Source organism: Mesorhizobium sp. WSM4976, from assembly GCF_029625685.1.
GTDB lineage: Bacteria > Pseudomonadota > Alphaproteobacteria > Rhizobiales > Rhizobiaceae > Mesorhizobium.
On record NZ_JARTVT010000026.1, the window covers coordinates 104989 to 120542 of the forward strand.

The window sequence follows — 15554 nt, forward strand, 5'->3', positions numbered from 1 at the left end:
CGAGCAGCAAAGCAGGCAGCGATTTAGCTCCGTCTGCCGTCTCTCAAGGTTGTGTCGGCCAATTTCTCAGCCACCATAATCGTCGGAATGTTTGTGTTCGCCCGAGGGCAAAATGGCATGACGGAAGCGTCGGCGATCCTCAAACCCAAAATACCATGAACGCGTCCCGACGGATCGGTCACAGCGCCAGGATCCGCGGCTGCCCCCATCCTGCAGGTCGACGTCGGATGCCAACTTGGGATGACGTTCTGGCGAATATACCGATCCAGATGTTTCTCGTCGTTGACGAGATCGGAAATGCTATCCCCATCCGTTATGACGCGCCTAATCAGCCCACGGCGCAGCCGCGGCGACGCGTCCATGAGCAGCGCCAGAAATGACGTGAGTGCATAGTTTGTGCTTGTGACCTTGCTCACCAGCTTCGCTCGCGCATTCAACGCTGACGGAAACGGGTCCAGCGCCACAGAGGACAGCGAATCTTGCTGCAGCAGGCGGACTATGAAGCGAAAGCCCTGCTTGAGGCGCTCGGCGTCCCGCTTGTCGCTCAACCAGTTGAAATCGACCTCCGGCTCTATTTTATGCGAACTACCCTTGAGCGCCACAGTTCCCGTCGAGTAGCTGCGATTGACCCACACGGCGAGAGTGCCGAGGCGCCTCCCCAGCGGGTGCCAGGATGATTTGGCAACAGTCGATATTGCCATATCGGTCGACGGGCAGCCTTCGTAACCCGACGAGTAGCGGGCGTGCATCTGAATATATTCGCTCACGCCGGGTGACAAGCGATCGGCCGGCTTCAAATAGGCCGAAACGCAAATCGTGGGGTGTTCCTGAAGATTCTGGCCCACACCTTTCAAATCTGCAACGATAGGGATTCCGAATTGTACTAATTCCTTCGCGGGGCCGATCCCGGAGCGCATCAATATGGCGGGTGAATGGAGTGCTCCTGCGCACAGGATAACGCAAGAAGCGCTATACGATTGCACGCCCGATTTGTTCTCCGTCTCGACCCCCGTTACCGTTGTTCCCAAAAAGGTCAGCCGCGCAACTGTCGTTTCGGATAAAATCGTTAGATTGCGGCGAGAGCGGACGGTTTCGGGTAAGTACGCCATCGCGGAGGAGACCCGATGACCATTGCGGTTGGTCAATGGGACAACTGAATAGCCATCACCGAATGCACCATTGAAGTCTGGCCTGAAATGAAGCCCCAAAGCATCGTAAGCATCGGAGATTGCCCGGATGAAGCCCGACCAGTCTGATTGGCGCACACGTTTGATTGGCAAGGGGCCGTTCGTGCCATGAAATTCCCCGCCGAAATCCAAATCGCATTCTAGACGACGGAAGTAGGGCAGCACGTCTTCCCAACCCCAGCCCGTTGCACCGCTTGAGGCCCACTCATCGTAATCTCCGGGCCCGCCGCGGTTGGCGACTTGGGCATTGATGCTGGAGCCGCCACCCATGACGCGCGCCTGTTCGTAATGGACAGGCTTGCGGCCACCTCGCACCGTTGTCGCGTGGAGTGACTGCCATCGATAACCGGGATTAAGGTAAGCACGCGTTGGGTCGCCATCCTGGATGTCGTCAGGAATGGCATTCGGCGGCGTATCAGGGCCAGCTTCAATGAGCAGCACGCGAGCGCCATAGGCGGAGAGCCTGCTCGCCATCACGCATCCAGAGGAGCCACCACCCACGACGATATAATCGAAAACCACGCAACTCCCCATCAAGGTACCAAGTGTGATGGGCTTCTTCAGCAAAGCGCTCCTCCTACCGCCTGAGATATGGTCACTTACGGCGCGGCAGCTCCACATCATGCCGTCTGTAACGGAGCGATTTGATCGCCAAATCGGTCGAGGGCATGCCCGAAGCGAGACCGAGCGACCCATCTGAACTATCTCTGAACCGACAAGCTCTCAATTCCAGGGCACATGCATCTCCGGACACGCCGGTGCGTCGGTGTGAATGATTGCAAGTTCGTAGGGCGAGAGCAGCGCTCGCCTACGGTTTCTTGCATCACCGTCTTCCGAGAAACAATGATACTAACAAGAGATAACGACGACTTTTTCGATTTTTACAGCAGTCAAGACTGTCACTTCAAAATATCGCATAACTACGTTATTGTAGACCCGGTCTCTTACATAGCGAAGGCCTACTTTCGGTGCTTTCCGAAGCGAACGCGTGTTCGTTGGGCGAATGAATGAAGTGACCTTCTCGAGCGTTAGGTTCTCGAAAGCAAACTGGATCGCTGCCCTGCCGGCCTCTGCGGCGATCCCCTTACCGGAAGACGCAAGGTGGAGGCACGATACGGTTTCCACATTAGTGGGATCTTCGGGCAGATACGGGCCACTGTACATCAATCCACAGTAGCCTGCGAATTTTCCGACTTGGCCTTCGCCTTTTACGAACACCATCCATAAGCCGAAACCATTGCTCTGCCAATGATGGATGAACTGTTGTAGTTTAGCTTTCGATTGCTCTCGGGTCGGATAGACTCCATCCCACATGGCATTTACCACAAATGGATCGCTATGAAGCTCATGTAGAAGAAGCTCGTCGCTATGCGACGGTGGCCTTAGGATTAGGCGCGGCGTTTCTAGAATGTACATGAGAAGCTCCCTTCTAGCCATAAGTTAGAGCCGCACTTACCTCCAACGCGGCCATGATCTCCTAGCATGAGCGTCAAGGCCGCAGTGCTTGATTGAAGGCGTTCGACGAGGTTTATGCTTAAGGTAGCGAGGTCTACACAAATCAAGCTTTGGGCGCCTAACCGTGTCAGTGTTGACGGCACCTGGAAAGCCGGCCCGAAGGCGATAAAAAAATTAGGCGCCTCCTTTCAGAATGGAAGCAGGCGACGCGCTGGTGAGCGGGCGCCTGATACGCGCAACATGCTGCGGCGGCGTTTACGCAAGGGGTTGCTTACCCCAAGGGGGGGGTATGGTATTGGCCCAAAACCGGCTAACTACATTGTTCATTTAAAATACGCGCCTCCTTCAAGCTTAACCTGCACTGGTCACTTTGCGAATGCCCGCCAGTGGGTTCTTCAGCGTGCCGACGGTGTGCAGGTATTCTCCCGGATCACCGAAGTCCACCATTTGCTGGTTTTTTTGTATCTGCAGTCGATTCATACATCGTCGCAGAAATTCTGGAGCGAATAGGTCATGCTGCCTGTATTTTTCGTCATATTCCGGATGTTTCGTCTGGTAGCCAAGGATGGACTCGCTTACGAGCTGCCAGAAGTGTGTCGACGGAAAATCAAGATGTTCTTCGAGTGTTACAGCCAAGTAACGAAAGAAGCAGTCGAAAACGTCGGTGAAAATGAAGTCGTGCTTCATGTCGCGATTTACTTGAATGCAGATCCTCTTAATCTCCTCCGGCACGTTGAGATCTCCGCCTAGAATACGAAGCTCCTCGCCAATGTCTTTCATGATAACTCGCGTCGGAGCGTGATCTTTCATAACTAGAATTATATTTTCTCCATGTGCCATAAACGCTAGATCGTAAGCATAAAAGCAGTGGAGAAGCGGCGCCAGATAAGATTCAAAATAGCGGCGTAGCCAAGCGGCGGCGTCTAACCCCGAGGCATTGATGAGGGCTGTCACGAGTGCTTCACCATTGTAATCGACATGAAGCAGCGACGCCATTGTCATCAGACGTTCCCCTTCTTTCAACTGCCGAAGGGGGCTTTCCCTCCACAGCGCAGAAAGCATCTGCTTGTAAGGGGAGTCCTTCTTGAGGGCGGTGTTGAAACAACGATTGCGATAGCCAATCGTCGCGACCTCGCGAAGGATGCTGAAGCCGTTGGCGGCTAAATAGGAGTCACTGTCGAGCAAATTCTTCAACCATTCGTTGATGGCGGGCGTCGCCAGCATGTGTGTCGGTGACAAGCCGCGCATAAACCCCATGTTAAGTATCGACAGCGCCGTTTTCACGTACCGTTTATGCGGATCGCTTATATTGAAAAGTGTGCGGATCGATTGCTGGGCATGATATATGTCCTTCCCCTGGCCTAGGCAGACAATGTGCCGGTTGGCGATATCCGCCGCGAAGATAGTTGAGAGCCGATTGAACCATTGCCAAGGATGCGCTGGCATATAGATGTAATCGGTCGAGTTTAGTCCCTTTTGACGCAACGCTGCGTCGAACTGTTCCAGCGCCTGTCGACCGAGTTCCTCGTGCATGAGAAGGTCGTAGTCGAGCGTTGAAATGGACTTAAACGTTGCCATTTCTTTATGGACGGCCAGCCATATGAGTCTTATCGAACTGCCCACCTCCGGCGCATAGCGACTATAGTCGAGCGCGTCAAAGCCAATGCGACCGTTATTCGCGATAAAGGTCGGGTGGCCCTCCGTCATGCCAGCCTCAACGATCTGGTAATCGGCAAAAGCCAGTTCTGCGGCGGATATCTCTGTTTTGGCCTGCTTGTACGCGCTGCCATACAGCGTGCTGCTGATCTCCTGCAGGTAAACCGGCATCATCTCTTCCTTTATGCCAAGATGGCGGCTGAACTCAATAACAAAATCAAGCGCATCCAGGGGGGCCGGCCTGCCCTCAATCCTTTTCTCCAGAGAGCCGGCGTCCACTTGCCAGTGATCTAGCAGGAGGCGCCGAGCCTGGAACCAATACTCCAACCCAGGGGTCTCGCTTTCCAGCACATACTTCCCCCAGTCGCCTTCCATTCGCTGGAGTCGAGGAGCAATTAGCAACTCGTGTGCAAATTCGCTGATTGCTTTACGGATAAGGAGCCGGTTGGCCTTTGCCCATAAATGCGGTTTCAAATGCTGCGTTACGCGTTCGGCTAGGCTTATCTCATCGTCTCGGGCTGTCATATCACTCACGATCTCAACTCCTTCAGAACGTAACGGTGTAAGGTTCGCGAACGCGCCTTACACTCGTCTCGCCAAACTTCGACGTCGCACAAAATCCGTTCTATTTTTCATCAGAAAGGATAAGAAATACCGGACCTCTTATACAAGTTAATTTCTAATGTGTTGTGTACCGTTCGTCTTCGCTCGTGATAAACCAGCAATATTACCATCTTACTTATATAATATATTAGAATACCGGTTTCACCGGCCCTGGACGTCGTCCTTCATCTTGCAACGAGCAAGAAGTGTGTATTGATTTGCACATGCCGTACTGTCGTTCGATCACGTCAAGCGGTCGGTGTCCATTGTTTGAGCTCTCCGAGTGTCCATTTTTGCTGTCCGTCTCCATACAATCGCATACGTCTAAAGCGGAATTTCCTTTGCTTGATAAGCCCAGACTGGGTAGGGGGGACTGAGTGAATGCCTACTCCGCTGAAATGCTGTCCTGCACCGCGCCAATGCTGTCGCGTACGATCGACAGACCACGGCGCAGTTCAGCCTCGGTTATGGTAAGGGCTGTCATGAACTTGAGCACCTCACCATACGAGCCAGCGATCTCGATCACCAAGCCGCGACGAAAAGCTTCCCGGGAAATGAGCCCCGGCAATGAGTGGTGCTTTGGTGATACGAGTCCATACATCAAGCCGCGGCCTCGGACATTCAGAGCAAGGCTGGGGAAGTCGTCTGCGATCGACTTGAGTTCTTGAGCCAAGATGGCTGATTTGCGAGCAATCTCATCTTCAAACTTGGAGTCGGACCAGTAAGTCTCAAGGGCCGCACGAGCAGTGACGAAAGCATAGTTGTTGCCCCTGAACGTGCCGGTGTGCGCACCCGGCGTCCAGACATCAAGTTCAGGCTTCATGAGGACAAGGGCCATAGGCGTTCCAATTGCAGACAACGACTTTGACAGGGTAACGATGTCCGGCACGATCTCAGCCGCCTCGAAACTGAAGAATTTCCCTGTGCGACCGACACCAGCCTGAATATCATCGAGGATCATCAGGATCTCGTGCCGAGAGGTCAGATCACGCAGCCGTTGCAGCCATTCAACGGTAGCAGCATTGACACCGCCTTCGCCCTGCACTGCTTCTAGGATCACCGCAGCGGGTTTGCCGAGACCACTGCTAGGATCATCGAGAAGCTTCTCGAAATACTCGATCGTGTCTGAAGCGCCGAGATAGCCCTCGTACGGCAACGATGTCACGTGCGCGAGGGGAAAGCCGACAGCATCTCGGAACTTCGTGTTTCCGGTTGCCGCCAACGCCCCAGCGCTGACTCCGTGAAACGAGTTCGTAAACGAAACGATGTTTGACCTGCCGGTCACTTGGCGAGCTAGCTTCAGAGCCGCCTCGACCGCGTTCGTACCTGTGGGGCCAGTAAATTGCAATTTATAAGACAGACCGCGGGGCTTCAAAATAAACTGCTCAAAAGCTTCGATGAAGGCCTTCTTGGCGGTCGTAGCAAGGTCGAGCCCGTGCACAATTCCGTCGCGCGCAATGTAGTCCAACAACGCCCGCGTGAAGGCTGGGTTGTTGTGCCCGTAATTCAAGGCTCCCGCGCCTCCCAAGAAGTCGATGTATTCCCGACCGTCTGTAGCTATGAGGGCAGTGCCGACGCCTCGATCGAACAGAACTGGGAACGCACGGACGTAGCTCCGCACCTCAGACTCAAGACGATCAAAGATCGCGAGGCTTACATCGTTTGTAGGAGTAAACTGCTTCTTCATAGGGCGAGTCCTGAATTGTAGCCTGCAAAGGCATCAGCCCAAACTGTCTGGCGAAGGCCATTTCAATCGGTTCGAGGTTCGGCTTGTATGACGGCAGCATGAGCAGTCACACGCCTGGCCACGCCAACTCACGGCCCAAGCCAGTCGATCGCTGCGAGGTCCAACGTCACGTCCACCAGAGAACAAGATCAGGCCGCGCAAATCCGAAAAAGCAATTCAGCACTAGGCGACGCTTTCCGTCGCCTAATTGACCGGTAACCCCGTGAACGAAGCCGCCATCGATTAGGGCGATATCCCCGGTTTTGAGCTCGAACTCGCGGCAAGGGACGGCTTCCAGATAGGCTGCCGAATAGGGATATCCAGTGGTCTCCACACCTTGCGATATCCGGTCCGCAACCGTCGGCTTGTGGCTCCAGAGCTTCAGATTGCCGCCTTCCTCAGGCATGCTGGGATAGAGGTTGAGCGCTGCGACCGTATTGTGCGCCACCGCAGAAAGCTCGTAATCATCGCCAGCACGTAAGACTTGAGCGACGTCGTCGTGGGGATCCAAGGAAAATGTGCCTGTGCCCGACCAACTGAGGCCGCGACAAACATTGGCCTGGCCGTGTTCGGAACGGGCTAGCCGCAATTCGATTCCCTGGTTGTGAAGCTCTCGCTTCAACGCCCTGAATACTGCTCGAACCGGGTCAACCAAATTCTTAAAAAGGGCATCGACGTACGGCCGCGCGTTTTCGGCGTCTGCGAAATAGGTGGCTGCATCCTTCCTGTAGTGAGATGCGCCGACATATTGTCCGGGCACACCATCTTTACGCTCTCTGAGACCAGAGCTTCCAATAAAGTTCGTAGTGATCTCCTCGGCTACTTCGGTGCTGAAAGCTTGCTTGATGTGCAGAGCGGTGAGCTCACCTTTCAGGACCGAGATGATCTCCGCCGTGTTGATCGACCCGGTCCGTTCTTTGATCGAAACCGGCGAGATGGCTGGCACTTGAGATATCTGACTAGGCATTGTCTTGCTCCTGTAGTGCGTGTTCAAGGATGGTGATGCCACGATCGAGTTCGGCATCGGTGATGGTTATCGGTGGGAGGACTTTGATAACGTCGCGATTTGGCCCCGAGGATTCGATAAGAAGGCCATTTTCGAATGCGACATCGTGCACGCGGCCGACAACTGCCGGTGAACGGCATTTCAGGCCGGCCATCAGACCGCGGCCGCGCTTCTGTTCGATGTATCTTGGAAATTTCGCAACCAGGCGATCGAGGTGCGTTTGCAGCCTGACGGCTGTCCGCTCGACACCTGCAGTAAATTTCCTATCCGACCACATCTTGCACATGGCTCCTGCCGTCACGAAGGCGAAATTGTTGCCTCTGAAGGTCCCGCTATGTTCTCCGGGCTTCCATATGTCCAAGTCGGGTCGAATCAGAACGATGGACAACGGACTACCTGAACCGCTTAGGGACTTGGAAAGACACACAATATCCGGTTCGATTTTCGCGGACTCGAATGAGAAGAAATCGCCAGTTCGGCCCGCACCCGCCTGAATATCGTCGACGATAAAAACAATGCCGTGCGTACGGCAAATGCGCTGAATTTCCGTGAGCCAAGCTGCGGATGCGGCGTTCATGCCGCCTTCGGCCTGGATGGTCTCCAGAATGATTGCGGCAGGCTTTTCTATGCCGCTCCCCGGGTCGCTCAAAACGCTGTCGATGTAACTGGCGGAATCGAAAGCTTGGCTCGGATAGCCGTCATAGGGAACACGGATCACATCGTGGCGAGCGACGCCTCCCAGTTCCCTGGTTGAGGCCGAGCCCGACACCGCTAGAGAGCCGAGCGACATGCCGTGGAACGCATTCGTAAAGGCCATGACGCTCGAGCGGCCGGTGTATTTTCGCGCCAGCGCCAGCGCCGCTTCGTTGGCGTTCGTGCCGGTCGGCCCGGGAAACTGAATCTTGTACGAAAGGCCTCTGGGTTTCAGGATCCAATCGACGAACCCTTCAATGAAGTCACGCTTTGCCGCCGTATGCATATCAAGCGACAGAAGAATGTTCTCACCGACGAGATATTCAATCGCTGGCGCCATAATATCCGGATTGTTGTGCCCGTAGTTGAGTGCGCCGGAACCCACCAGGAAATCGATAAAGGGCTTACCCGTCTCGTCCCAGATCGTCGCCCCAAGGGCCTTCGTAAAGACGGTGGGGAACGCCCGGCAATAACGACGAACGTTAGATTCATGAGCCGTGAAAGCGTCGGTGTCCATATCAAGTCCTCTGCACATAGTCTTTCAAAGAAGAGAGCTGTTTAATGGCTAGTGGTTTGCGGCAGATGTTCGTCGCTTAACGTTGAAGCAGAATGCCGGAGGCAGCTTTGTTTGGTCTGGGTTTGGTCTGGTGATGCCGGCATCCTCATCAAATATTGTTGGGTTGCGTTGCCCTCCATTCGGATGCTTTCGAATGTGCTGCAACAGGATGGCTTCTAAAGCTTCCGCGAAAGCATCGCTACTATGGCATCAGGTAGTTGACGTACCCACCCTTCGCTGCCCATAGCGCTCCGGACAAATGAATGAGTCCAAGGAGATCAGCAGGGTCGCGTCGCCAGAGGTTGTGTCGCTCGGCGGTAGCGAAGCCGCTCGCGAGCGCGCTCCTCAATAGCGCCGTAGCGAGCGAGCGGCTTCGCGGCGGTCATCAATATTCGCCGTTCAACCTCGGGCTGCGGACACCAACCTGATTCAAGAAACTATTTGATGACCGATGACACAGCGAAAGCCACGCTCTCTTTGAGAAGAATGCGGATTCCGATCTCTTGCGCGATGACTGGCCCGAGCCGCCGGATCAAGAGGGCGGGGCCGCCGTGGACCCCCTTGACGGAAAGCCCGTTCGTAGGCCAGGCGGAAGCAACCGGGAGACGCGCTGGCGAAGGGCCGCATCGGTTTCGAGAACGTCCACTACCGCGACGGCAACCATCCCCGGCCGCAGCTGGGCTGCTGCCTTCAGGCGAGTCGAAAAGGAGATCGTCCGGGAGGGTGAAGGCGTTGACGAGGTGAGCCGTGAGTAAGCAATCAAGCTCTGATCGGGATCGACTAACACTGTTTCCATCCGACCGATGGTTGACCTGTGATCGGCGTTACCTCAAGCTAGGCAGGCCGACAAGCTCGGTTGGAAGGCGAAGACCTTTCGATGAGCTCGTCTCCGAAATGCTCGAGGCCCACTGCCGCGCCTACAGGAACATACTGGCGTAACGTGAAAACACGATGGCGTCGCGGGCAGGTGCATCTGTCGTGGGGCCATCCGCACTGCCAGGCACGCCCTCTCGGCCGGCATGCACTCAGGTCCGGTCGTTTGGGTCGGCGAATTCACACATCCTGCAAAGCAGAAAACCATCTGCTCCATTCATGCGGTCGACGATTTCGCGAAAAACTGGCTTTTCAAACAGAGCGGAGTAACCCTCATATAGAAGGTTGCCCAATACGTGACGCCGTTCAAAATCCATAGAGCACAGGGTAACGTCGCCGTTTGGAAGAAGAACATTCCGATACTGTCGTGCGTCCACGCAGGTTAGGGCTCCGACCACTGGCTGACGTGGTGCAACGATCTTAGGGTCGACGCTTCCACCCCTACTGCTCACCGGCCGCGCTTTTATCAGGGCTTCGGTAGGAATAATGTCGGCTATATCTGGGTGGGGCTCGCCCAAGGCCACGAATCGGATCAAGGGGATGTCCGCGTCGACGAGTTGACGAACCAGATCGCGATACTTGTCTCCGACCAGGCGGCTGTTCATGTAGGTGCCGTCATCGAAAACATGGACCACGAATACGCCCAAGCGCAAGGCTTGCAATCGCTGCAGGTCCTGCCCGTTCATTCCCACCAGCGTCGTAAAAATCCTGATGCCATGGCCTTTGGCGAAGGCGTGCTCCACCATTTCGGTACAGTCCGGATTGAGCCAAGGTTCGGAGTATCCCGCAAAACCAATGTCGACGGAAGTCGGTACGCGGGCCAGACACCGCTTGAAATCTTCAAGATCCAGATGACTCGCATGAGACACTTTTCTTTGCCGGACCGCGAACTTGTCCTGGGGACAATATGAACATCCTACGACGCATCCCGTGGTCGTCGTTATCTCCAAAACCCTGCCGGCTGTGTTTGCTGAGCGAAGTTCCGGTAAAATCACTGGTGATTACTCCCATCTACTTCCTGCGAAGCGCCACGATGGTGTGCGTGTGCCTTTGGCTTTCTGATACCGCCTGCTGATCTACCGAGGCAACGCAGACATCTACCCTTTTTGGCAGCCTAAGCCGCCCGGTTCACCGATTTGCCGGGCCGACCCTTCACAAACTTCCAGCGCGTCGGACCAGAGACAGCATTGCATCTTTCGAGGCATCACTCGCTCCGGAGATGTAGCCTCAACCGTTGGTCGCTGGCCCGTCGCCGAGATGCGCGCGCAGCACCCTCGAACCCGCCGGAGAGAAGCTTTCTGGATGCCGTCGATCATCCTTCATCGAGCGAGTTCCGTGTTCTCATGCGGGTCAGCCCTCACACTATATTGCCGCACATCGACCAGCAAAGGCCGAGCTAGTGCGCCTGGCGCGCAGTTACTGCGAGATAGGCTTCGAAAAGCCCGACAGGGCTAAGACGCTCCGCTGTATTGAACCCGAAATGTTTTCTGACAGCTGTCAGATTTTGGACACACATCACTCATCGTCAGTCGCTTAATACGGATGGTAATTTCTTCCAGGAATCGGTGACATTGAACACCACCCTGTCATGACCGCCCAATCTCAGCGAAGCGAACTCAGCATCGCCACCAGGACCAAGCCTGAAGATAAATCCGCCGTAGCAGCGTCAACGACATTTTGCTTTCGAAGCCGGATGGATTGCACGAGGTGATTCGCGCCGTGATGCAGGAGGTGCTCGAGGCCGAGATGGACGAGGCGCTGGGTGCTTCGAAGAGCGAGCGCACGCCGGAGCGTCTCGGCTATCACGCGCGCTACTACGGGCGGAGAACTAGCTGCGCACCTACGGCGGTTGGATAATCCCAAGGTTCAAAGCTTTTACAACAGCTACCGTTCTGCTGGTCGCATCCAACTTCCGCATTACATTTTTTAAATGGAAATCTATCGTATTTCGTGATCTGCCTAAAATAGTTCCTATTTCCCAAGATGATTTTCCTTGTGACACCAAATCAATGCACTCTATTTCTCTCGGAGACAGGTTATGAGCTCGTTCCGACGCAGTCGTAGTGTCGAACTTCGTAACCATCCGATGAAACCGCAGCGCGGCCATTTGCAGGTAGGTGATCGCTCTATTCTGCAATTCGCAGTCCGAGGATTGAGCAAAACTCACAAACCTAAAGCTGCCACCAGGGCCATGTAATGGGACGGTAACGCCTGACCTCAAGCCGAATGTTGCTGCTTCGTCCAAGACGCGGCGTCCATCTTCAGTTATGTTTTCATCAGTATACACCTCGCTCCATCGAAAGGGTCCCGCCTCCTTTCGACCTTTCTTGATGAGGGGGTCTATTTTGGCATAGCCCATTCTCGAGTAGCGCTCCTGCCATTCAGCAGGATAATTCCACATCACCACAGAACCCTCCCGGTTCGGCTTGAAAGCCCTCTCTGATGCGAGCGGCCCATAGGCAATCCACGGGCAATCGAAATTCAGCGCAAACGCAGACAACAGTTCGAACAACTGTTCGGATTGAGCGACATCATCAGTCATCTTGAGGAATAGGTCTAACTCCACCGCAATCCGCCGGAGTTCCATGATGTCTCCTTCATTGCGTTCTCATTGGTGCACAGTTTGCTCCAACCCAGCCTCGCAACATCCGAAGTCAACGGGACTCGAGCCGGAGTTCCTTCCGCCACCTGGAGTACCCTCAAGAGTCGTGCCAGCTTGCGAGCGAAGCTTCTCCTTCAGGTCGTCAATCGACGGGGGAGGTACCCAGGAGGCGAACCGACAGCACTGTGTCGGGGAGCGCACAATCCGACAGTCGAGCATTCGATTGACGGAATATGGGCAGGAAAGTATTCGCGGCGCGCTTTTGAAATCAGCACCTAAGTGCCGGGCCTGAGAAAGCTGCATTGCAACTGTACTTATTTGATCGAGGCAAGAACAAGCTCAAAATTCAATCGATACATCGACCTTCTTTTCCAATCTCCCGAGTTGAGCAGCCGTAGCAATCGTATCGACTGGATGGCGGCTGACTTTCTCCAGGCTCGGTAACCTGCTGAATTTGTCCTTCGGATGTTCCCGCTCAGTTGGCACGACTTTTGAACTCACCGTCGTGAGGCGGCAAGAGCTGCCCGCCAAAATTGATGCTGTTATGGGGGAGGTCGAAATTCCAGTTTTGTCTTTTATCGTCTTTGGGACCGAGCGTGTTGATGCGCCCGCTTGGAAACTATGAGACGTTTCCCCGTCCATGGGCGCGGCGCCACTTGTCGCGACGTTTTCGCCTTCACTGTTCGCCTCTGGAACAGGCAGCCGGCCCGGCTCGCGATCATCATGACCGCGATGCTCGCCTCCACGCTGGCTGACGTGTTGATGCCGCTCTATTCTGGCCGACTCATCGACGCTGTTTCTCGTGCTGCTAATGCGGCAGCACCAGCTTCGGATTCAGCTGTTGCAGCATTCTCTGTACCGATTGCATTGGCACTCGGTGGCATTGCCATGCGCCACGTCGCCTTCATTGGCCTGAGCGACCTGGTGTTGAAAATGATTTCCGACGTCGCGACCGAAGCGTTCCATCATGTGCAGCGCTTTTCGACAGACTGGCATGCAAACAGCTTCGCCGGCTCGACAGTGCGCAAGATAACGCGCGGCATGTGGGCGCTCGACCTCCTCAACAGCACGATACTCGTCACGCTGCTCCCGTCGTTTGTCATCTTGATCGGCTCGACGGTGCTGCTCGGCTGGCACTGGCCGGTCATGGGCGTGATCTTTGCTTGCGGCTCTCTCGTCTACCTTGCGTTTTCGATTTCGCTGTCGCTCGGCTATGTCGCGCCAGCGGCGAGCCTTGCCAACCGATGGGACACAAGGCTCAGCGGCGCGCTTGCGGACGCGGTCAGTTGCAACGCTGTGGTCAAGGGCTTCGGCGCAGAGGTTCGCGAAGACGAGCGGCTTGCAAATATCATGACGAAATGGCGGCACCGCGCGCGCCGGAGCTGGGTGCGCGGAACGATCATCGGCTCAACCCAAGGCGTAACTTTGGTTGCGCTCAGGGTGGCGGTGGTCGGATATGCCCTGCTTCTGTGGTCGCATGGACAGGCAACGCCGGGCGAGATAGCATATGTTCTCACGTCCTTCATCGTCCTGCAGGGCTATCTGCGTGATGCCGGCATGCATGTCCGCAACGTGCAGCACTCGGTTAATGATATGGAAGAACTGGTGGCCATCCACAATCAGCAGGTGGATGTTGCCGATCGTCCAGAGGCCAAGCCGATCCGGATCACGAACGGCCGTATCGATTTCGAGAACGTCCACTTCCGCTACGCCAACCATCCCCTGCCGCTCTATAGCGAATGTTCGCTGTCGATTGAAGCTGGCGAAAGGGTTGGGTTGGTTGGACCCTCCGGTTCCGGCAAGACAACATTCGTGAAGCTGATCCAGAGACTCTACGACCTGAGCGGCGGCCGGATCCTGATAGACGGTCAGGACGTCTCGGAGGTGACCCAAGAGTCCCTTCGTTCGCAGATCGCGATCGTGCAGCAGGAGCCGATCCTGTTTCACAGGTCGCTTGCCGAGAACATCGCCTATGGCCGGCCTGGCGCGAGCCAGGCCGAGATCGAGCAAGCGGCACGACTGGCAAGTGCCCACGAATTCATCGCGCCCCTGCCGAAGGGCTATGGGACATTGGTCGGCGAAAGGGGTTTGAAGCTCTCCGGCGGCGAGCGCCAGCGCGTGGCGATCGCGCGCGCCTTCCTCGCGAACGCGCCGATCCTTATTCTGGACGAGGCCACATCGAGCCTCGATTCGGAATCCGAGGTGCTCATTCAACAAGCGGTGGATCGGTTGATGGTGGGCCGAACCACACTCGTCATCGCACACCGGCTGTCGACGGTCCGCTCGCTCGATCGGCTGCTCGTCTTCGACCGTGGCCGCATCATGGAGGACGGCGATCATGCCGCCCTGATCAATCTCGATGGTGGCATTTACCGCCGCCTCTTCGAACGGCAGGCGTTGGAACTCGCGAAGGGCCTGGCCTGATCGCTAAACCGGCTTGCGCGATGCGCCGAGCCGTTGCCGGAGAGGGGTGTGGCAGTGACGAGCGGCGGGCGTTAGGCGGCAAAACCAGCACGGCCGGAACTGTCCGCCAAACGGGCGAGCGGGAATGCACCACGTCTAAGCTTCGGCGAATGCGCGCAGTTACACGCGGGCACCGAATTGTCGCGCCTAACGGCGCACGCACCAAAAGGGCGGGAATGTCGACGGCCCGGGAAGAGTGCGGCCCTCGCCGTTACCCACATTTCGCCAAAGGAAGCGAAGTCAACGCACATTGAGAGGGCGGTGCTTCCCGGCCGGCCGGGATCCCTGTCGCTGGCCCAACCTACCGCACGCTGGCCACGTCAACGGTTCAAAGTCCCTTCGGTTCGCAAAGTCGTCCCCTTGGAGACCCGGAAGCGCAGGAGCTCCGACCGCAGTCTTCGCTCAACTCTGGCCATCTGCTCCGGGATTGGATTCCGTTCCCTTGCTAGCACAGTGGCAGCTGAGCACGAACTCGCCGGCCCCGTGTCTTTCGATTACGGCCAACGGGCTTAGGAAGAGATTGGATTCGCCGGCCCTCTGCGGAGCGAATGAACAGTTCTACAGATCATCGACGTCCGCGAAAAAGAGCACGCAGCCGAAATAGCAGGCCTGAAGCAGCAGCGAACAGGCCAGCGTCGTGACGACTGCCACACGGATCGAATCCAAAGCGAAGTAAACCATCGACGCATTGCTGCACAGGACCAGCCCCACGAGCCGACAAAAAGATGAAGTGC

General features: G+C 55.9%; 11 protein-coding genes and 1 pseudogene. 2 read left to right on the forward strand and 10 right to left on the reverse strand.

Translation table 11 applies throughout. The annotated features are described in order from the left end of the window. Positions 1-23: 23 nt before the first annotated feature. The 7 genes from P9272_RS27665 to P9272_RS27695 form a co-directional block, all read right to left on the reverse strand. Positions 24-1754, reverse strand: a complete 1731-nt coding sequence (locus P9272_RS27665) for a GMC family oxidoreductase N-terminal domain-containing protein (protein ID WP_224571100.1) — start codon at positions 1752-1754, stop codon at positions 24-26. A 282-nt stretch (positions 1755-2036) separates the two neighbouring features. Continuing rightward, positions 2037-2603, reverse strand: coding sequence for a GNAT family N-acetyltransferase (locus P9272_RS27670; protein ID WP_158515808.1), 567 nt, complete (start codon positions 2601-2603; stop codon positions 2037-2039). Positions 2604-2993: 390 nt separating this feature from the next. Further along, the gene (locus P9272_RS27675; protein WP_063169359.1) at positions 2994-4823 is read right to left on the reverse strand and encodes an IucA/IucC family siderophore biosynthesis protein; all 1830 of its coding nucleotides are present in this window, start codon (positions 4821-4823) and stop codon (positions 2994-2996) included. 463 nt (positions 4824-5286) lie between these two features. Continuing rightward, on the reverse strand, positions 5287-6588 hold the full coding sequence (gene ectB, locus P9272_RS27680; RefSeq protein ID WP_063169360.1) for a diaminobutyrate--2-oxoglutarate transaminase: 1302 nt from the start codon (positions 6586-6588) through the stop codon (positions 5287-5289). A 166-nt stretch (positions 6589-6754) separates the two neighbouring features. Further along, positions 6755-7594 carry a hypothetical protein gene (locus tag P9272_RS27685; RefSeq protein ID WP_063169361.1) on the reverse strand — a complete coding sequence of 280 codons (840 nt, stop codon included), beginning with the start codon at positions 7592-7594 and terminating at the stop codon, positions 6755-6757. Then, on the reverse strand, positions 7587-8843 hold the full coding sequence (gene ectB, locus P9272_RS27690) for a diaminobutyrate--2-oxoglutarate transaminase (protein WP_063169362.1): 1257 nt from the start codon (positions 8841-8843) through the stop codon (positions 7587-7589). Before ectB (P9272_RS27690) ends, P9272_RS27685 begins: the two co-directional genes overlap by 8 nt. Positions 8844-9907: 1064 nt before the next feature. Next, a complete protein-coding gene (locus tag P9272_RS27695) occupies positions 9908-10624 on the reverse strand; it encodes an SPASM domain-containing protein (RefSeq protein ID WP_224571099.1) in 717 nt (238 codons plus the stop codon). 719 nt (positions 10625-11343) lie between these two features. Here P9272_RS27695 and P9272_RS27700 point away from each other — a divergent pair. Then, positions 11344-11579: pseudogene (locus P9272_RS27700) on the forward strand (transposase); the annotation flags it as partial. 16 nt (positions 11580-11595) lie between these two features. Here the strand turns inward: P9272_RS27700 and P9272_RS27705 are convergent. Further along, positions 11596-12342 carry a LuxR family transcriptional regulator gene (locus tag P9272_RS27705; RefSeq protein WP_063169365.1) on the reverse strand — a complete coding sequence of 249 codons (747 nt, stop codon included), beginning with the start codon at positions 12340-12342 and terminating at the stop codon, positions 11596-11598. Between the two features lie 354 nt (positions 12343-12696). After that, positions 12697-12999, reverse strand: coding sequence for a hypothetical protein (locus P9272_RS27710; RefSeq protein ID WP_127262113.1), 303 nt, complete (start codon positions 12997-12999; stop codon positions 12697-12699). On the opposite strand from P9272_RS27710, the gene P9272_RS27715 reads away from it, so the two are divergent. Beyond that, the gene (locus tag P9272_RS27715; protein WP_063169366.1) at positions 12979-14781 is read left to right on the forward strand and encodes an ABC transporter ATP-binding protein; all 1803 of its coding nucleotides are present in this window, start codon (positions 12979-12981) and stop codon (positions 14779-14781) included. The two genes, P9272_RS27710 and P9272_RS27715, sit on opposite strands and share 21 nt — an antisense overlap. Before the next feature lie 597 nt (positions 14782-15378). Here P9272_RS27715 and P9272_RS27720 read toward each other — a convergent pair. Then, the gene (locus P9272_RS27720; protein ID WP_127248688.1) at positions 15379-15501 is read right to left on the reverse strand and encodes an exopolysaccharide production repressor protein; all 123 of its coding nucleotides are present in this window, start codon (positions 15499-15501) and stop codon (positions 15379-15381) included. Positions 15502-15554 lie beyond the last annotated feature (53 nt).